Below are 17,943 nucleotides of genomic sequence, written 5' to 3'. Positions count from 1 at the left end.
TCACCTGGGATGATGGTATCGCCCGGGAAATCATCAACCCCGGGTGATGGTGATGAAATCCGTACCTTCGCCGGTCTCCCGGCCGAGGCCGGTATCGGAGATCGTCAGCGTCGAGCCGGGCGCGATCAGCGCCTCGATTCTGCGGCGGGTCTCCTCGGGGATCGTGACGCGGCTAAGCGACCGGGCGATCGGCCTGCCGCTGACGATCGAGCTTTCCTGATTGGTGATGCCGAGCCGCTTCATCGTCTCGCGAGAGAGATTGTTTTCGAGCGTGATGCCGAGCCAATCCACGGTACCGGCCTTCTCATCGACTGCATGCAGCGTGAAGAAATGCGTGCCGAGCGCCAGGCCCGGATCGGCGATCGTCAGCGGCGCTTCGAAGATTGGCTTGAACGCCCGGCGCACCATGATGACGCCGTTCGGCGGCTCGCCCTTGCCTGTTGCGGCATAGACGGATTTGAGCAGCGTATCGGAGACCAGGCTCCTGTCGCCGGTAAATTCCGCCGGCCGCAATGTCTTGAAAGCCTTGATCGCCTCGACGGTCGCCGGCCCGAGCAACCCGTCAGGATTACCGGCGGGAAAGCCGAGCTGGTTGAGCAGGGTCTGGATGTCGATCACCGTCTCGCGCAGCGTACGGCGGGTGATCAGCATGCTGATCGGTTCGGTCGGCGGTTTGGGTTGGGGCATTGCAATTGGCGCGGCCGGCATCGGCATCGCCGCCGTGTCGTTCATCGCCACCTGCACCGGTGTCCCCGGGCTGTCGGGCATCGAGGGCCGCAATTCGACATCCGAAAGCAGCAGCATCGGCGCCGGCGCCTCTGGATGGAAAAGCGTCGGATGGTCGATCGGCTGCGGGACCACTTCGCCGTCGCTGATGATGACGGGAATACCGGGCTCGGTCATCCCGTAAAGCTTTTTCGCAAAAACGCCGGGCATGCGCACGCAGCCATGCGAAGCCGGATAGCGCGGCACGGAATTGGATTCGTGCAGTGCAATGCCCGACCACGTCAGCCTTTGCATGAAGGGCATCGGCGCGTTCGAATAGAGATTGGATTCGTGGTATTTCTGCTTTTCGAGCACCGAGAAGATGCCGCTCGGCGTCGTGTGCCCGTCCTTGCCGGTCGAGACTTTTGAAGTCGCGACGACCTCGGTGCCGTCATAGACCGCAAGCGACTGCTTGTCCTTCGAGACGATGATCTGCAGCGTGCGTGCATCCGCGGCAAGAGCAGGGTGCACGAGTGCGGTGGCCGACAGCAAGCCGAGGCCGAAGACGAGACGCGAGAACATGATACCCAACCATACGCAATACTGGTCCGGCACACTATGGGACGAAGTTTAAGGAAGATTTTATAGGCTCGACAGGAACCTGGACTCACGCTTTAGTGATCGCGCTTGCCGCTGCCGAAGGTGTAACCGGTCTCGACCGTGTTCTTGCCGAACTTGTCGCGCAGCTTGTCCATCGCCGCTTCGGCGGCCGCCCGCCGGCCCGATTGCCGGTCGATGAGATCGGGCGGATCGGCGCGCGCGGCATCGCCGAGATCGGTGACGCCGATGCCGAGTAGCCGGAACTTCGTGCCGTCGGTCTCCTTTTCGAGAAGCTCGAGCCCGATGCGGAAGATCTTGTCGGCCAGCTGGGTCGGGTCTTCCAGCTTGCGATTGCGTGTGCGTAGCTTGAAGTCGGCGGTCTTCATCTTCAGGACGACGGTCTGGCCGGCGATGTCGTTTTTCTTCAGCCGCCAGGAGACCTTTTCCGAAAGATTGCGCAGGATCGGCACCAGATCGTCATAACGTGAGATGTCGTCGAAGAAGGTCGTCTCGGACGACACGCTCTTGGCCGCATCGTTGAGATGCACTTCGCGGTCGTCGATCCCGCGCGACAGCCGGGCGAGCCGCTGGCCGATGCTGCCGTAGCGGCGCATCAGGTCGTTTTCCTCCATCTGCTGCAACTGGCTGATGGTGCGGATGCCGTCGGCCTCCAGCGTCGCCGCAAAGGCCTTGCCGACGCCCCAGATCGTGGTGACCGGACGCGGCGCCAGGAACTCGACCGCTTCCTCACGGCCGATGACGGAAAAGCCGCGGGGTTTCTGCAGGTCGGAGGCGACCTTGGCGAGGAATTTGCAATAGGAGAGCCCGACCGACACGCTGATGCCGATCTCCTTTTCGACCCGGCGGGCGAATTTGGCGAGCGTGCGGGCCGGCGGATCGTGATGCAGCCTCTCCGTGCCTTCAAGCTCCAGGAAGGCCTCGTCGATCGATAGCGGCTGCACCAGCGGCGTCAGATCCTGCATCATGGCGCGCACCTGGCGGCCGACCCGGACATATTTTTCCATGTCGGGGCGGATGACGATCGCTTGCGGGCAGGCTTCCAGCGCCTTGAACATCGGCATCGCCGAACGCACGCCGTGGATGCGGGCGATATAGCAGGCGGTGGAGACAACGCCGCGTTTGCCGCCGCCGATGATCACAGGCTTGTCGGCAAGTTCCGGATTGTCGCGTTTTTCGACGGCCGCATAGAACGCGTCGCAATCGATATGCGCAAGCGTCAAAGCATAGAGCTCGCGATGGCGCACCAACCGGGGGCTGCCGCAGGAAAGGCAGCGGCGAGCCTCGCCCTTCTGCTCGGCAAGGCAGTCGCGACAGAAGCCGGGTGTCTTGTCGGGCGCGGGCGTCATCATGAGAACAAAGGTTGAACGCCGGGACAATACGCCCTAAGCTTCCGAGTCTCAAGAGAGGGCGGGAGCTTTGCCTTTGGATAACGATCTTCGTTTCGAGACGGTAACGCGGCGCAAAGAAGGCCGCCCGCTCATGCGGCTGGAACTGCAGGGCTGAAAGCGCCGGCAATGAAATGCGCCTCGATCAGGGCGGCCGCATGCGCCCAGTCGCTGACGCGGGTGATGTCGTCGGCGGCTGCCGGCGCGAAACGATGGACGGGCGAGTCGGGCATCAGGTGAATCAGCAGGCAGTCGGCAACATATTCCCTTACGGAATGCAGATTGCGCGCCATATCATCGATGAAGACAACGGGAAGGGAGCGGCTGGCATGCAAGGCGTGAACGATCGGCCCCTTGGGCTCTTCGCTGGCAAGCAGCGGAAAAAGCAGGCCCATCCTGTCGAGCAGGCGGCGGCGCTGGTCCTGGAACCGCGGCTGCATGGCGGTCAGGAAAAGCACGTCGGCCTCCCGCGAAAGCCGGTCGAGCGTTTCGACGACGCGGTCGAGCGGCGTCTGCCAGAGCTCCTGCGTCTCGAAGAATTCCTCGATCAGCCGGCTGACCTGCTGGTCCCCGATCTCGACGCCATCCGCCTGCGAGACGATGTTGCCGTGCAGCTTGAACGAGCGTGGCAGAAATGCGTGGCCCTGGCTTTGCAAGAAAAGCTGGAACGGGCCGATGAATTGCAGCACGACATCGTCGACATCGCAGACGATCAGCGGCCGTTCGCCGAGCCGGATATGCGAGATATCGAGGTCCACAATGCCGGTCACCGTCAGTATTCCCCGGAATCGAGGCCGGGCGAGGAGAAATGCTGCCAGGCGGCGGTGACCGTTTCCGGGCTGATGCCGCTCGCCGCGCAGAAAGCCATTGCCGTCGGTTCGTGGTTCATCAGGAAATCCATCATGCCGGCGAGAAACCCGGGATCGTTGACGGCGCCGCGCACCTGGCCGGGAGCCACACCGGTCAGCGCCAGGAAGCGGCCGAACATGTCGGGATCGTCGGCAAGCCAGCCGAGCACGGCGATCGCGGTAGCGTGCGGGTCGGCGGCCGGTTGTTTCGAAGTCTTGAAGTTGCTTTGCATTTCGAGGGGTAAGTTACCTTTTCTTCAACCAAATACCGCTAGCGTGCGCTATCGGTTTTACGCAGCTACCGTCCGCATGCCTTTCTCATGGGACGAACCGCTGCGCGAACGGACGTAGGGACAGCTTGTCATGCCCAAACAGGTGATGATTGTAGAAGATAACGAGCTCAACATGAAGCTCTTTCGCGACCTCATCGAGGCGTCCGGTTATACGACGATCCAGACCAGAAACGGTATGGAGGCGCTGGATCTGGCGCGCAAACATCGCCCCGACCTCATCCTGATGGATATTCAGCTTCCCGAGGTCTCTGGTCTCGAAGTGACGAAATGGCTGAAGGAAGACGACGAGCTGCACGTGATTCCCGTCATTGCCGTCACGGCTTTCGCGATGAAGGGCGACGAGGAGCGGATCCGCCAGGGCGGCTGCGAAGCCTATGTTTCCAAGCCGATCTCGGTTCCGAAATTCATCGAGACGATCAAGACCTATCTCGGCGATGCCTGACGCATCGGAAAGACACCTATGACTGCGCGAATACTGGTGGTTGACGATATTCCGGCCAATGTGAAGCTGCTTGAAGCGCGGCTGCTTGCCGAATATTTCGACGTGATGACCGCGGCCGACGGCTACACGGCGCTGGCGATCTGCGAGCGCAACCAGGTCGATCTCATCCTGCTCGACATCATGATGCCCGGTATCGACGGTTTCGAGGTCTGCGAGCGGCTGAAGGCCAGCCGCAAGACCGCCCATATTCCTGTCGTCATGGTCACGGCACTTGATCAGCCGGCCGATCGCGTCCGTGGCCTGAAGGCCGGCGCCGACGATTTCCTCACCAAGCCGGTCAATGATCTTCAGCTGATCTCACGGGTGAAGAGCCTGCTGCGGCTGAAGACGCTGAGTGACGAGCTGCGCATCCGCGCCGATACCGCCCATACGATGGGCATCGACGATCTCATGCGGGCAGGCGAGGGGCGCATCGACGAGGCCGGTCAGATCCTGCTCGTCGATGGTCGCGCCAATTCGCAGGAGCGCATCATCAAGGCGCTGAAGCCCGTCGCCGACGTGCTTGCCCTTTCCGATCCGCAGGCAGCGCTCTTCGAGGCGGCGGAAAGCCCGTTTGATCTCGTCATCGTCAACGCCAATTTCGATGATTACGATCCGCTTCGCCTCTGCTCGCAGCTGCGCTCGCTGGAGCGCACGCGCTTCCTGCCGATCCTGATCATCACCGAGCAGGGTGCTGACGAGATGGTCGTGCGCGCGCTCGATCTCGGCGTCAACGACTACATCATCCGCCCGGTCGATCCCAACGAACTGGTTGCCCGCAGCCTGACGCAGATCCGCCGCAAGCGCTGCAACGACCGTCTGCGCGCCAGCGTCAAGCAGACGATCGAGCTTGCCGTGACCGATCCGCTAACCGGCCTTTATAACCGGCGCTATCTCGACAATCACCTGAACGTGCTCTTCAACCGTTCGATGGCGCGGGGCCGGCCGCTTTCGGTGCTGATCACCGATATCGACCGCTTCAAGCAGGTGAACGATACCTATGGCCATGATGGCGGCGACGAAGTGCTGCGGGAGTTTGCTAATCGCGTCCGCTCGACCATTCGCGGCGCCGATCTCGCTTGCCGCTACGGCGGCGAGGAATTCGTCGTTGTCATGCCGGATACCTCGCCGGAAATTGCCGCCACCGTCGCCGAGCGCCTGCGCGCGGCTGTCGAAAATGCGCCCTTCAGGCTGAAACACGCGGGGGAGGCGCTGAATGTCACCGCGTCCTTCGGCATCGCCTCGCGTATGGGCTCGGTGCTGACCCCGGATCAGTTGATGAAGCAGGCCGATCTTGCGCTTTACGAAGCCAAGAATACCGGCCGCAATCGCGTCGTCGCCGCAGCCGCTTGACGAATCACTTTGGCGCCATAGGCGCCATTTGCGGGTTTTCCACTGCGGTAAGCGAATTGTTACCGATCTTTAATCTTCGCCCGAGCGATGCGGGGCGAAAATTTTGCAATTCAATAGCCCCAAAATCGCCTTTCGGCATTGCTGCCGATATGCCGCAGCGCGATAGTGTTGAGGGTGTCGGGGCCTTCGCTCCGGATGAAATAGAGACTATAAAAAATGGCTGCTGCCTGCAGGCTCAAATAGAGCGCGGCGACGTCACCTCACGTAAGGGTAGGGGAGGCGTAAGTTGTTCAGTTATAGTGTCGAATTTCTTGGGGTGGTCGGACAATAGGCTTCAGGCCCAAGCAGAGCCGACAATTTTTTATATGTCCCAAAATTGGACTTTTAACCATAGAATCACACTCATAAAATTCACCATTAAGAATTTGTTGATTTTCTTTCATTTCTGCGCAAATTATCGGCTCATAAGAGAAGCGCTCCCGTAGAGGAGTTGTCGATACCCCATGATGCTCAGGTCCGCCGCATCTCCTGGGTCGTGGGGTCGGTCGGCTAGTAGGCAAATTATAGCGGTTCCTCGTGCCGTTTTGCATGCTGGCCGACCCCCTTTCAAGAAAACGCCGCCACTTCCCGAAGATGGAAGGGCGGCGTTTTTCTGTTTGCGCTATCATCTCTCGAAGCGGGCCAATTCAGGCAATAAAAAACGCGCAACCCGAGGGCGCGCGCTTTTTGCGAAATCCTGAGATCAAGCGATTACTTGATCTTGGTTTCCTTGAACTCGACATGCTTCTTAGCAACCGGGTCGTACTTCGTCTTCGTCATCTTGTCCGTCATCGTACGGCTGTTTTTCGTCGTGACGTAGAAGAAACCGGTGTCGGCTGTCGACAGCAGCTTGATCTTGATTGTTGTAGCCTTGGCCATAGTCGTCCTGCCTTTAAGAAAAATGAAAGCCGTGGAAGCCGGATGGGCTCCACGGCAAATTCTGGCGCGAAACTACGAATCCAGCTCGAAAAGTCAAGTCCGTTTTCGTATGAACATCAGTCTGATGCCGGAAAGTAGGGCGTAAAGACCGAAGAAACCGGCAATCGCCCAGGCAAAACCGTTGTTTCCGGCGACATCGATCGCCGCACCGATTGCCTGCGGCCCGGCCACGGTTCCCATCGCATAACAGAAGACGAAGGCGGCATTGGCCGCCGCAAGGTCGGAACCCGTCAGCCGCGAGCCGAGATGGCTGAGGCCGACCGTATAGAGGCCGGAGACGCAGCCGCCCCAGAAAAGCAGTAGCCCGGCCATTAGCAGCCAGTTGTCGACCAGCAGCGGCAGCATCAGCGAGCCGACGAAGCCCATCAGCGCCATGCCGGCCAGCAGCGGCCGTTTGTCCGGAATGCGGTCGGAGAGCAGACCGAGCGGGATCTGGAAGATGACGTTGCCGACGCCCATCATGGTGAGCAGAAGCGCTGCCTGCGATTCGGTGAAATGGGCGCGCACCGCAAAGATCGGAAAAAGCGACAGCCCGCCCGCTTCGACCGCGCCGAAGATGAAGACCGCCGCCGTCGCCGTCGGCACCAGGAAGACGTAGCGCATGAAATGCAGCTCCGGTTTTTCCTCGAGCGCCGGGCTCTCGTCGCGGGCGATGAAGATCGGAATGGCGGCAAGCAGGATGGCGCAGGCGCCGATCAGGAAGGGGAAGATGCCGTCGCTGCCGAGGATCGAAAACAGCAGCGGCCCGGCGGCGAAGCCAAGCGAAAGCACCGTCGCATAGATGCCGAGCACGAAGCCGCGTTTGGACGGCGGCGAGGCGGCGTTGATCCAGAATTCGGAGAGGATGAACAGCGTCGTCGTTGCGCCATGGAAGGCGAAACGCAGCGGGAACCACATCCAGAAATCCTCGGCATAATAAAAACCGAGTGCGCTCAGCGCCGAAATCAGCACTGCCCAGAGCATTGTCGGCGCAACGCCGTATTTATGCGCGAGCTTGGTGGTGATGGGCGCGGCCGCCATCGCCGCCACACCTGCCATCGCCGTGTTGAGCCCGATCAGGGTGGACGAGATGCCGCGTTTTTCCAGGATGATGCTGAGAAGCGGGAGTCCGAGGCCGATTGCTATGCCGACGGCTGATATGGACGAGATGGCTGCCACCAGAGAAGGCCAATGGATTTCCTCGACATCGCCCGGTGTGCCGTTTCTCGGCTGAGACATTTATCCATCCTTAGAAAGCTGCGCGAGCGAATCGGCCGGTCCCGTCAGATAGATAGACACAGACGTGCCAAATCCGGGTGACGGATGCCGCTTCGCAGTGTTTCCGATGTGAGTGACCATCTGCGGAATGTAAAGCCCGTTCGGCCAAGAAATGCTTACCATGTCGGGTCGTTGAGGATCGTCGGCTGCCGCATTCGGGTGGTGGTCGGTGGAGCGCTGGCCCTACACGTTAAATATGTCTGGAAGGTGAAAGCGATCAATCCGGGCGTCCGGGAAGGTCATAATCGTCCGGATCGTCGCTCTCGCCGCCGAAACCGTGCATCCGCAGCGCCCATTGCAGGCCGATGACGCCGCCCTTGATCGGCTGGATCGAGGCAAGGGCGGTGATGACGGTGATCGGCGCCCAGATGGCAATATGCACCCAAACCGGCAGCACGAAGGTCAGGTCGGTCAGCATATAGCCGCCGACCACGACATGGCCGAGAACGAGGATGACGATATAGGGCGGCAGGTCGTCGGCGCGTTGGTGATGCATCGCCTCGCCGCAGGCCGCGCAATGATCGACCGGCTTCAGGAAGGCGCGAAAGAGCTTGCCGCTGCCGCAGGCCGGGCAGCGGTTCATCAGCCCACGCAGGATGGAGCGTCCCAGCGGGCGCTCGACCTCGGGCGCATCCCCGTAGCGGACGGCCGGATCGGTCGGTGTGCTCATCGCATGTTCCTCTTCGGAGCTAGCGCCGCCCGCGCGGTGGCCTCGTTCCGGGTTTCTTGCGGACCTGACCTCTTTCGCGGCGGCCGGCTTTGTGGAAGGATCGCACCGCCGCTGGCATTTCGCGCCCTTCGCTGACCATTTCGAAACGCAGCGCACCGGCAAGCGGGATCGCCTCGGCAAGCTCCACCGTGACGTTGTCGCCAAGGCGGTAGCCGAGCCCGGTTCTTTCACCCGAGAGCGCCTGATGCGCCTCGTCATAAATAAAATAGTCGGTGCCGAGCGTAGATATGGGGACGAAACCGTCAGCGCCATAGTCCGGCAGGGCGACAAAGAGGCCTGATTTCGTCACACCCGAGACCCGTCCGGCGAATTCCTCGCCGACGCGGCCCGCAAGGTGATGGGCGATCAGCCGGTCGACCGTCTCACGCTCGGCCGCCATCGCCCGGCGCTCGAAGGTCGAGATTTCGGCGGCGATATCGTCGAGCGTGCCTTCTTCCTCGGGCGTGATGCCGCCTTCGCCGAAGCCGAGCGAGCCGACAAGGGCGCGATGCACAATGAGATCGGCGTAGCGGCGGATCGGCGAGGTGAAATGCGCATATTTCATCAGGTTGAGGCCGAAATGGCCGATATTCTCCGGGCTGTAGATTGCCTGGCTTTGCGAACGCAGCACCATCTCGTTGACCATGGTCTGGTGCGGCGTGCCGTCCGCCTTCGCCAGGATGCCGTTGAAATTGTTGGCGCGCATGTTGCCGCCCTTGGCAAGCGGGATGCCGAGTGTGGCCAGGAACTCGCGCAGGATTTCCTGCTTGGCAAGCGTCGGGCCGTCATGGATGCGGTAGATCAGCGTCTGGCGTCTCTTTTCCAGCGTCTCGGCGGCGGAGACGTTGGCCTGGATCATCATCTCTTCGATCAGCTTGTGCGCATCGAGCCGCGGCGGCACATGGACCCGGTCGACCGTGCCGTCGGGCTTCAGCAGGATCTTACGTTCCGGCATGTCGAGTTCCAGCGGCTGGCGTCGGTCGCGTCCGCGCTTCATCACCTCATAGGCGTGCCAGAGCGGCTTCAGGATCGGCTCGAGCATCGGTCCGGTCCGATCGTCCGGCTTGCCGTCGATTGCCGCCTGCGCCTGCTGGTAGGAGAGTTTGGCCGCGCTCTTCATCATGACACGATGAAAGGTGTGGCCGATCTTGCGGCCTTCCCCTGAGAAGCTCATGCGCACGGCAAGTGCCGGGCGGTCGACGCCTTCCTTTAGCGAGCAGAGATCGTTGGAGATGCGCTCCGGCAGCATCGGCACGACGCGATCCGGGAAATAGACCGAGTTGCCGCGCTTCAGCGCCTCGCGGTCGAGCGGCGACTTCGGGCGGACATACCAGGAGACGTCGGCAATCGCCACAGTGACGATGACGCCGCCGGGATTGTCGGGCGAGGGGTCGAGTTCGGCATAGACGGCGTCGTCATGGTCTTTGGCGTCGGCCGGATCGATGGTGATCAGCGGCACGTCGCGCCAGTCCTCGCGATGCGACATCGTTGCGGGCTTTGCGTCCTCGGCCTCGGCGACAACGGCGGGCGGGAAGACATGCGGAATGCCGTGCGCATGGATGGCGATCATCGAGATCGCCTTTTCCGAGCCGACGGAGCCGACGACGGAAAGCACCTTGGCGCGCGGCAGGCCCAAACGGCCGAGACGGGCGATTTCGACTTCGACCAGATCGCCGTCGGCAGCACCGCCGGTGAAGTCGGGATCGATCACCATCTCCTCGCCGCGCCGCTCAATCGGCAGTAGCCGGCCACCGCCGCCCGGCGCCGTGCGGAAAACGCCCATCGAGGCGCCGCGGCGCTTGTCGATCACCTTGATGATCCGCGCTGTGTAGGCCGGCCCGCCGCGATCGACGGCCGGGAAGATTTTCGCCAGGATGCGGTCGCCGAGGCCCGCGACGGGTGCCTTGCCCTTGCCCTGGCGGCCCGCGGGCGATTGCTGGCGGATGGCGACGGCAGGGGCGACACCCTGGTCCTCCGGCCATTCCGCCGGCCGGCCGATCAGATCGCCGTCCTTGTCGCGCGTGGTGATGTCGAGGACGGTGACGGGCGGCAGGGCACCGGGACGGATCAGCGACTTGCGGGTCTTCTGCAGCATGCCTTCCTGCTCGAGCTCCTGCAGCATGTGCTTGAGCTCGACGCGGTTGTCGCCCTTCAGGCCGAAAGCCTTGGCGAGTTCGCGTTTGGACGCTTTCTGCGGATGATCGGCGATGAAGCGCAGGATCACCTCGCGCGAGGGCAGCGCCCCGTGGACGATGTTCAGCGGCTCGACGGCGGGAGCATCCTTGCCGGCGCGGCCGATCTTGCCCGGACGTTTGCCCGCAGGGTTCGTTCTGTCGCGCGGTATTCTGCTCACGTCAGCTCTTTTTCAATTTCGCGGGCGCTTTCGCCTTCGTTGCCTTCGGCTTGGCCGCCGTCTTGGTGGTCTTGGTTGCAGCAGCAGCCGCCTTCGGCTTGGCCTTTGCCTTGGCCGTCTTGCCGGCTGGCGCCTTGCCAGCCTTCTCCGTGATCAGTGCAAGCGCCTCCTCGATAGTGACCGCCTGCGGATCCTTGCCCTTCGGCAGGGTGGCATTGACCTTGCCCCAGTTGACGTAAGGGCCGTACTTGCCGTCGCGAACGGTAATGGGGCCGCCATCCGGATGATCGCCGAGTGCCTTCAGTGCCGCCGGTGTACCGCGCGAACCCCGGCCCGGCGCCTGGTTGGCCCTTTCGGCAATGACCGTCACGGCGCGGTTGAGGCCGACCGAGAAGACGTCCTCGATGGTTTCCAGATTGGCATAGGAACCGTCATGCAGCAGGAACGGCCCATAGCGGCCGATGCCAGACGAAATCATCTTGCCGGATTCCGGATGCTTGCCGATATCGCGCGGCAGCGAAATCAGCGCCATCGCCTTTTCATAGTCGATGTCCTCAGGCTTCCAGCCCTTCGGCAGCGAAGCGCGCTTGGCTTCCTTGCCGTCGCCGCGCTGGATATAGGGGCCGAAGCGGCCGGAACGTAGCGTCAGCTCCTCGCCGGTCGTCGGATCGGTGCCGAGGTTCTTCGGTTCGTTGAGGGCCGCACCATCCGCTTCTCCGCCGTTTTCGGAGGAGAGCTGGCGGGTGTAATTGCATTCCGGATAGTTCGAGCAGCCGACGAAAGCGCCGTATTTGCCGAGCTTCAGCGACAGATTGCCGGTGCCGCAGACCTGGCAGATTCTCGGGTCGCTGCCGTCTTCCCGCTTCGGGAACACCAGCGGCGCCAGCGCCTCGTTCAGCGAATCCAGTACATTGGTGACGCGCAGTTCCTTGGTGTCTTCGATCTGGGCGAAGAAATCCTTCCAGAAGTCGCGCAGCACCTGCTTCCAGTTCAGCTCGCCGGCGGAAATCCGGTCGAGCTTTTCCTCCAGAGCGGCGGTGAAGTCGTATTCGACATATTTGGTGAAAAAGCTTTCGAGGAAAGCCGTCACCAGCCGGCCCTTGGCCTGCGGGATCAGCTTGCGCTTGTCGATCGTCACATAGTCACGGTCGCGCAGCGTCGCCAGCGTCGCCGCATAGGTGGAGGGGCGGCCGATGCCGAGCTCTTCCATCTTTTTGATCAGCGAGGCTTCCGAATAACGCGGTGGCGGCTCGGTGAAATGCTGGGTCGAATTGATCTTCTGCTTGGCGAGGTTCTCGCGCGCATTGATCTCCGGCAGGCGGCCATCCTCGTCGCCATCATCGCTCTGCTCCCCGTCTTCCTTCTGGTCGGTATAGGCGGCGATGAAGCCGTCGAAGCGGATGACCGAACCGACGGCGCGCAGGCCGGCTTTCTCGCCCTTGTTGTCGGCGGTGATTTCAGCCGTCGTGCGCTCGATTTCGGCCGATGCCATCTGGCTGGCGATGCCGCGTTTCCAAATCAGGTCGTAGAGCCGGATCTGGTCGGCATCGAGGAATTTGCGTACGCGGTCCGGGGTCCGGTCGAAATCGGTCGGACGGATCGCTTCGTGCGCTTCCTGGGCGTTCTTGGCCTTGGTGGAATAGAAGCGTGCCTTTTCAGGCATGTAGCGTTCGCCGAACTGGTCAACGATGGCGCGTCGCGCGGCATCGATCGCCTCCGGCGCCATCTGCACGCCGTCGGTTCGCATATAGGTGATGAGACCGACCGTCTCGCCGCCGATATCGACACCTTCATAGAGTTTCTGGGCGACCTGCATGGTGCGCGAGGCGGAGAAGCCGAGATTGGAGGAGGCGGCCTGCTGCAGCGTCGAGGTTGTAAAGGGCGGTCCCGGGTTGCGCTTGACAGGCTTGGCCTCGACCGCATCGACGATATAGCTGGCGCCGTCGAGCAATGCCTTCAGCCGGCCGGCTTCCTCGCCGTTGCCGATCGCCCGCGGCTGCAGGCGTTTGCCATTTGCCGAAACCAGCCTTGCCTCGAACTCGTCGCCGCGCGGCGTCTTCAGAAGCGCAGAGATGTTCCAGTATTCTTCCGAAATGAAGCGCTCGATCTCGGATTCGCGGTCGCAGACCAGGCGCAGCGCCACAGACTGGACGCGGCCGGCCGAACGTGCGCCGGGCAGCTTGCGCCAGAGGACCGGCGAAAGATTGAAGCCGACGAGATAGTCGAGGGCGCGGCGCGCGAGATAAGCGTCGACCAGCGGCACGTCGATGTCGCGCGGATCGGCCATCGCGTCGAGCACTGCCTTCTTGGTGATCGCGTTGAAGACGACGCGCTTGACCGGCTTGCCGTTCAGAACCCGCTTCTTGTTCAGCATGTCGAGCACGTGCCAGGAAATCGCTTCGCCTTCGCGATCCGGGTCGGTTGCGAGAAACAGGCTGTCGGAGGATTTCACCGCGTCGGCGATGTCCTTCATCCGCTTGGCCGAGGCGCTGTCGACCTCCCAAAGCATTTCGAAATCCTGATCGGGGAGGACCGAGCCATCCTTGGCAGGCAGATCGCGCACGTGGCCGAAGGAGGCGAGCACCTTGTATCCCGAACCCAGATACTTGTTGATCGTCTTGGCCTTGGCAGGCGATTCCACCACTACAACATTCATGATGATTCTCTAAAAAAGGAAACGACGCCAGCGTTGAAGCCAGCGCAACACACACCGTAACTTGGATACCGGCCTTCCGACATGGACAGGGAAATCGCCGCGGTCAAGGGGTTTGCTACAATTTTACCTCTTGCATCTGTTGCAATCAGAGAAAGATTCGCGATGAAAAACAATTTTCGATTGCGTATCCATCATTTTCGACACGCGGTTTCTGCAATCGGAGAGGCGTTCTCTCATATTGGGCAGGGGCTCAATCGGAAAGCGAGATAAGGCCGCCCTGATGCCGGTGCAGCCTGCCTGCAATGTCGAGTTCCAGCAGGATGAGATAGACCGCCGATGCCGAGAGTCCGGTGTGGCGGATAATGTCGTCGATCTCGACCGGCGTCGGCCCGAGCGCATCGATGATGCGGCTGCGATCCGTATCGCCGGGCGGCATCGTCATTGCCCCGCCCTCACGCGGCGGTTCCTCGGCCATCGACGACGGGAACAACTCGAATTGCGCAAGCGGCGCCAAGGCCTCGATGACATCGGCGGGTGCGGTGACGATCGAAGCCCCGTCCTTCAGCAGGCCATTGGTGCCATGGCAGCGCGGATCGAGCGGTGAGCCGGGCACGGCAAACACCAGCCGGCCGAATTCGCCGGCAAGCCGTGCGGTGATCAGCGACCCCGAGCGCGTTGCCGCTTCGACCACCACGAGGCCGAGCGCGATGCCGGCGATCAGCCGGTTCCGGCGCGGGAAATCGCGGGCGCGGGGTTCCCAGCCGAAAGGCATCTCGCTCACCGCCAGACCGTTGCCGCCGGTGATCTCCTCGAGCAGGCCGATATTCTCCGGCGGGTAGGGCTGGTCGAGACCGCCGGCAAGGGCCGCGATGGTGCCCGTTTCGAGGCTTGCCCGATGCGCCGATGTGTCGATGCCGCGCGCGAGGCCCGAGACGACGGTATATCCGGCCCGGCCGCAGTCGCGCGCCACCATTGCCGCGAATTTGGCGCCGGCGATCGAAGCGTTGCGCGAGCCGACGATACCGACAGCCGGTCGTTTGGCGGCGGCCAGCGCGCCCTTGACGGCCAAGAGCGGCGGTGCGCCGTCGATCTGCTTCAGCGCTTGCGGATAATCCGGCTCGCCGATGCCGACGAAACGGGCGCCGAAACGATGTGCCGCCTCCAGTTCCCGATGCGCCTCGGCCTCGCTGGCGATGCGGACTGCCCGCGTCGCGCCGCCGCGCGCTGAAAGCTCCGGCAGCGCTGCAAGTGCTGCCTCGGCCGAACCGAAATGATTGATGAGATCGCGAAAGGTGGCCGGGCCGATATTGTCGGAACGGATGAGGCGCAGCCAGGCAATTCTCTGCCGTTCGCTCAGCACAGTGCCTTTTGGTCCCGCGCTCAGCGCATCCATTATCCCTTTGCCCCGATCTTGCTTTCAGTCCCGCCCATCAGCCGGGAAATATTCGCCCTGTGCTTCCAATAGGAGATCAGCGTCATGATCGCCATGACGGCTGCAACCTTTTCGTTGCCCAGTATCCACAGCGCAACCGGAATGACAAGCATGGCGACCAGCGCCGACAGCGAGGAGTAGCGGGTGGTGAAGGCGACCGCCAGCCAGACGGTGGCGAAAAGCACGACCATGATCGGCGCGACACCGAGCAGGGTGCCGATATAGGTGGCGACACCCTTGCCGCCCTTGAAGCCGATCCAGACCGGGAAGAGATGGCCAATGAAGGCGAAGAAGCCGGCGATGATCGCAGCCTCCTCACCGAGGAAATAGCCGACGATCCAGGCCGCGGCCGACGCTTTCAGCGCATCGAGCAGCAGCGTCGCCGCCGCAAGCTTGCGGTTTCCGGTTCTGAGCACATTGGTCGCGCCGATATTACCGGAGCCGATGCTGCGCACATCGCCGAGCCCGGCGGCGCGCGTGAGGATCAGGCCGAAAGGAATGGAGCCGAACAGATAACCGATGACGGCGGCGGCAAGCGCAACCGGCAGGGTGATCTGCCATGACATGAGATTGGATAACATATGCCCCCTCGGCCCTCCGTGGCCTATCCTCAGTCCAGCCGTCTCCTAAAGCGCGTGGACAAGCTTTCCCGAGACGTAAGTCGCGACCGCCCGCCCGCTGAAGCGCGCATCCTCGAACGGCGTGTTCTTCGAGCGCGAGAGAAGCATGTCTTTGGCGACAAGCCAAGGCTCATCGAGATCGATCAGCGCGATATCGGCAGCAGCCCCCGGCTTCAGCGTGCCAGCAGCAAGGCCGAAAATCTCAGCCGGGCGGGTGGACATGGCGTCGATCAGGCGCATCAGGCTCACCTGGCCGCCGTGGTGAAGCCTGAGCGCTGCCGCCAGCATGGTTTCGAGGCCGACCGCGCCATCCTCCGCCTCGCCGAAAGGCAGGCGCTTGGTATCGACGTCCTGCGGATCGTGCGAGGAGACGATGATGTCGATCGCGCCGCTTGCCAGCGCCTCGACCATGGCGACCCGGTCATCTTCCGGGCGCAGCGGCGGATAGAGCTTGAAGAAGGTGCGGTATTCGCCGATGTCGTTTTCGTTGAGCGCGAGATTGTTGATCGATATGCCTGCGGTGACCTTGGCGCCGCGGCTGCGGGCGCGTTCGATCGCTTCGACCGATTGCGGCACCGAGATCATCGCGGCGTGATAGTGCCCGCGTGTCAGCTCTGCGATCCTGAGATCGCGTTCGAGCGGAATGAGTTCGGCTTCCCTTGGAATGCCGGAGAGCCCGAGCCAGCTGGCGAAAAGCCCCTCATGCATGACGCCGTTGGCGCCGAGATATTTGTCGCGGGTTTCGCAGGAGATGACAGCGCCGAATTCGCGCGCATAGGTCATGATCCGGCGCAGCACCTGCGTGTCGTGGACGCTGGAATGAGCATCGGTGAAGGCGACGGCGCCCGCCTGCATCAACAGGCCGATCTCGGTCATTTCCTCGCCGGCAAGCCCCTTGGTGATGGCCGCGGCTGGATAGACGTTGACGGCCGCCGTATCGCGCGCCGTCTTCTTGACGAATTCGACCAGCGCGATGTCGTCGATAACGGGATCGGTGTCCGGCATCATGATGATCGAGGTGACGCCGCCGGCCGCCGCCGCCCGGCTCGCCGAGGCGATCGTCTCACGGTGCTCGCCGCCGGGTTCGCCGATATGAACACGCGCGTCGACGAGGCCGGGCGTGGCGACGAGGCCGGTGCAGTCGCGGATGACGGCGCCCGCGGGGGCGCCCTGGTTCTGCACCGCGTGCCCGGCGGCAACAATGACCCCGTTTTCGGCGATGATCGTGCCCACTTCGTCGAGGTTGCGCGAGGGATCGACGATGCGGACGTTCTGGAGGACGATCGGGTTGCTCATGCCTTCATTCCATCGGTTCGGGGACCCTGGTTCTGCGAGACGAGCAGCGTCTCCATCACCGCCATGCGCACCGCGACCCCCATTTCCACCTGTTCGGCGATGACGCTCTGCGGACCGTCCGCCACCTCGGAGGCGATCTCGACGCCGCGGTTCATCGGGCCGGGATGCATGACCAGCGCATCCTCCTTCGCCGCCTTCAGCGTTTCGGCGTCGAGCCCGTAGAAATGGTAGTATTCGCGCACCGACGGCACGAAGGCGCCGGACATGCGCTCGCGCTGCAGCCGCAGCATCATCACCACATCGGCGTCCTTCAGCCCTTCCTTCATCGAATGGAAGACCTCGACGCCCATATCGGCGATGCCGGCGGGCAGGAGAGTGGCAGGGGCGACGACACGGACGCGCGCCCCCATCGCATTGAGCAGCAGGATATTGGAGCGCGCTACCCGCGAATGCAGCACGTCGCCGCAGATTGCCACGATGATGCGCGAGAGTTTGCCCCTGGCGCGGCGGATCGTCAGCGCGTCGAGCAGCGCCTGGGTCGGATGTTCATGCTGGCCGTCGCCGGCATTGACGACCGAGCAGGAGACTTTCTGGGCGAGGAGGGCGGCCGCCCCGGCGCTCGAATGGCGGATCACCAGCACGTCGGGGCGCATCGCATTCAGCGTCATCGCCGTATCGATCAGCGTTTCGCCTTTTTTCACCGAGGAATTGCCGACCGACATGTTCATGACGTCGGCGCCGAGCCGCTTGCCGGCAAGCTCGAAGGAGGCCTGCGTGCGGGTCGATGCCTCGAAGAACAGGTTGATCTGCGTCAGCCCGCGCAGCGTCGACGTCTTCTTCTCTCGCTGGCGGCTGATCTTGACGGCCTCGTCGGCCTTGTCGAGCAGATAGGTGATATCCTGCTCGGTGAGGCCCTTGATGCCGATGAGGTGGCGGTGGGGGAAAAAGACCATGAC

Annotated in this window: 15 protein-coding genes; 2 read left to right on the top strand and 13 right to left on the bottom strand. The window is 62.5% G+C overall.

Annotation, left to right across the window (positions count from 1 at the left end):
- Positions 1-33 precede the first annotated feature (33 nt).
- From FFM81_RS12980 to FFM81_RS12965, 4 genes are all read right to left on the bottom strand, one after another.
- Positions 34-1,287, bottom strand: a complete 1,254-nt coding sequence (locus FFM81_RS12980; RefSeq protein ID WP_138384865.1) for a L,D-transpeptidase family protein — start codon at positions 1,285-1,287, stop codon at positions 34-36.
- A gap of 92 nt (positions 1,288-1,379) precedes the next feature.
- The gene (locus FFM81_RS12975) at positions 1,380-2,672 is read right to left on the bottom strand and encodes a DNA polymerase IV (protein WP_003573880.1); all 1,293 of its coding nucleotides are present in this window, start codon (positions 2,670-2,672) and stop codon (positions 1,380-1,382) included.
- Positions 2,673-2,803: 131 nt separating this feature from the next.
- Entirely contained in the window at positions 2,804-3,481 is a 678-nt protein-coding gene (locus FFM81_RS12970; protein WP_003573878.1) for a hypothetical protein, read from the bottom strand.
- A gap of 2 nt (positions 3,482-3,483) precedes the next feature.
- Positions 3,484-3,792, bottom strand: coding sequence for a DUF3572 domain-containing protein (locus FFM81_RS12965; protein ID WP_003573876.1), 309 nt, complete (start codon positions 3,790-3,792; stop codon positions 3,484-3,486).
- 130 nt (positions 3,793-3,922) lie between these two features.
- Between FFM81_RS12965 and FFM81_RS12960 the strand changes: the two genes are divergently transcribed.
- Both FFM81_RS12960 and FFM81_RS12955 read left to right on the top strand, forming a co-directional pair.
- Entirely contained in the window at positions 3,923-4,294 is a 372-nt protein-coding gene (locus tag FFM81_RS12960; RefSeq protein WP_003547430.1) for a response regulator, read from the top strand.
- Between the two features lie 18 nt (positions 4,295-4,312).
- Positions 4,313-5,686 carry a PleD family two-component system response regulator gene (locus tag FFM81_RS12955; protein WP_138384866.1) on the top strand — a complete coding sequence of 458 codons (1,374 nt, stop codon included), beginning with the start codon at positions 4,313-4,315 and terminating at the stop codon, positions 5,684-5,686.
- 750 nt (positions 5,687-6,436) lie between these two features.
- Here the strand turns inward: FFM81_RS12955 and rpmG are convergent.
- From rpmG to FFM81_RS12910, 9 genes are all read right to left on the bottom strand, one after another.
- A complete protein-coding gene (gene rpmG / locus FFM81_RS12950; RefSeq protein ID WP_003547442.1) occupies positions 6,437-6,604 on the bottom strand; it encodes a 50S ribosomal protein L33 in 168 nt (55 codons plus the stop codon).
- Positions 6,605-6,697: 93 nt separating this feature from the next.
- Positions 6,698-7,882: an MFS transporter gene (locus tag FFM81_RS12945; protein WP_003573873.1), complete on the bottom strand. Its 1,185-nt coding sequence runs from the start codon at positions 7,880-7,882 to the stop codon at positions 6,698-6,700.
- 256 nt (positions 7,883-8,138) lie between these two features.
- A complete protein-coding gene (locus FFM81_RS12940; RefSeq protein ID WP_003573871.1) occupies positions 8,139-8,591 on the bottom strand; it encodes a DUF983 domain-containing protein in 453 nt (150 codons plus the stop codon).
- Between the two features lie 19 nt (positions 8,592-8,610).
- A complete protein-coding gene (gene rnr, locus FFM81_RS12935; RefSeq protein WP_138384867.1) occupies positions 8,611-10,983 on the bottom strand; it encodes a ribonuclease R in 2,373 nt (790 codons plus the stop codon).
- 1 nt (position 10,984) lies between these two features.
- Positions 10,985-13,639, bottom strand: coding sequence for a type I DNA topoisomerase (gene topA / locus FFM81_RS12930; RefSeq protein WP_138384868.1), 2,655 nt, complete (start codon positions 13,637-13,639; stop codon positions 10,985-10,987).
- Positions 13,640-13,889: 250 nt separating this feature from the next.
- A complete protein-coding gene (gene dprA / locus FFM81_RS12925; RefSeq protein WP_138384869.1) occupies positions 13,890-15,032 on the bottom strand; it encodes a DNA-processing protein DprA in 1,143 nt (380 codons plus the stop codon).
- Positions 15,032-15,652 (bottom strand): glycerol-3-phosphate 1-O-acyltransferase PlsY, encoded by a 621-nt coding sequence (gene plsY / locus FFM81_RS12920; RefSeq protein ID WP_003573863.1) that lies wholly within the window; start codon positions 15,650-15,652, stop codon positions 15,032-15,034. Before plsY ends, dprA begins: the two co-directional genes overlap by 1 nt.
- Positions 15,653-15,697: 45 nt before the next feature.
- Complete coding sequence (locus FFM81_RS12915) at positions 15,698-16,987, bottom strand: dihydroorotase (protein WP_003573861.1); 1,290 nt, start codon at positions 16,985-16,987, stop codon at positions 15,698-15,700.
- A complete protein-coding gene (locus FFM81_RS12910) occupies positions 16,984-17,940 on the bottom strand; it encodes an aspartate carbamoyltransferase catalytic subunit (protein ID WP_025415898.1) in 957 nt (318 codons plus the stop codon). The genes FFM81_RS12915 and FFM81_RS12910 overlap by 4 nt, the downstream gene beginning before the upstream one ends.
- Between the last annotated feature and the right edge of the window lie 3 nt (positions 17,941-17,943).

The organism is Rhizobium hidalgonense (assembly GCF_005862185.2).
Classification (GTDB): Bacteria; Pseudomonadota; Alphaproteobacteria; order Rhizobiales; family Rhizobiaceae; genus Rhizobium; species Rhizobium hidalgonense.
This window is presented reverse-complemented; position numbering and strand designations above follow the sequence as displayed.

Coding starts and splice junctions, on each gene's coding strand:
- FFM81_RS12940 (WP_003573871.1), bottom strand. CDS start 8,591: ATGAGCACACCGACCGATCCGGCCGTCCGCTACGGGGATGCGCCCGAG.
- plsY (WP_003573863.1), bottom strand. CDS start 15,652: ATGTTATCCAATCTCATGTCATGGCAGATCACCCTGCCGGTTGCGCTT.
- FFM81_RS12910 (WP_025415898.1), bottom strand. CDS start 17,940: ATGGTCTTTTTCCCCCACCGCCACCTCATCGGCATCAAGGGCCTCACC.
- FFM81_RS12945 (WP_003573873.1), bottom strand. CDS start 7,882: ATGTCTCAGCCGAGAAACGGCACACCGGGCGATGTCGAGGAAATCCAT.
- FFM81_RS12915 (WP_003573861.1), bottom strand. CDS start 16,987: ATGAGCAACCCGATCGTCCTCCAGAACGTCCGCATCGTCGATCCCTCG.
- FFM81_RS12965 (WP_003573876.1), bottom strand. CDS start 3,792: ATGCAAAGCAACTTCAAGACTTCGAAACAACCGGCCGCCGACCCGCAC.
- dprA (WP_138384869.1), bottom strand. CDS start 15,032: ATGGATGCGCTGAGCGCGGGACCAAAAGGCACTGTGCTGAGCGAACGG.
- FFM81_RS12975 (WP_003573880.1), bottom strand. CDS start 2,672: ATGACGCCCGCGCCCGACAAGACACCCGGCTTCTGTCGCGACTGCCTT.
- rpmG (WP_003547442.1), bottom strand. CDS start 6,604: ATGGCCAAGGCTACAACAATCAAGATCAAGCTGCTGTCGACAGCCGAC.
- topA (WP_138384868.1), bottom strand. CDS start 13,639: ATGAATGTTGTAGTGGTGGAATCGCCTGCCAAGGCCAAGACGATCAAC.
- FFM81_RS12960 (WP_003547430.1), top strand. CDS start 3,923: ATGCCCAAACAGGTGATGATTGTAGAAGATAACGAGCTCAACATGAAG.
- FFM81_RS12980 (WP_138384865.1), bottom strand. CDS start 1,287: ATGTTCTCGCGTCTCGTCTTCGGCCTCGGCTTGCTGTCGGCCACCGCA.
- FFM81_RS12955 (WP_138384866.1), top strand. CDS start 4,313: ATGACTGCGCGAATACTGGTGGTTGACGATATTCCGGCCAATGTGAAG.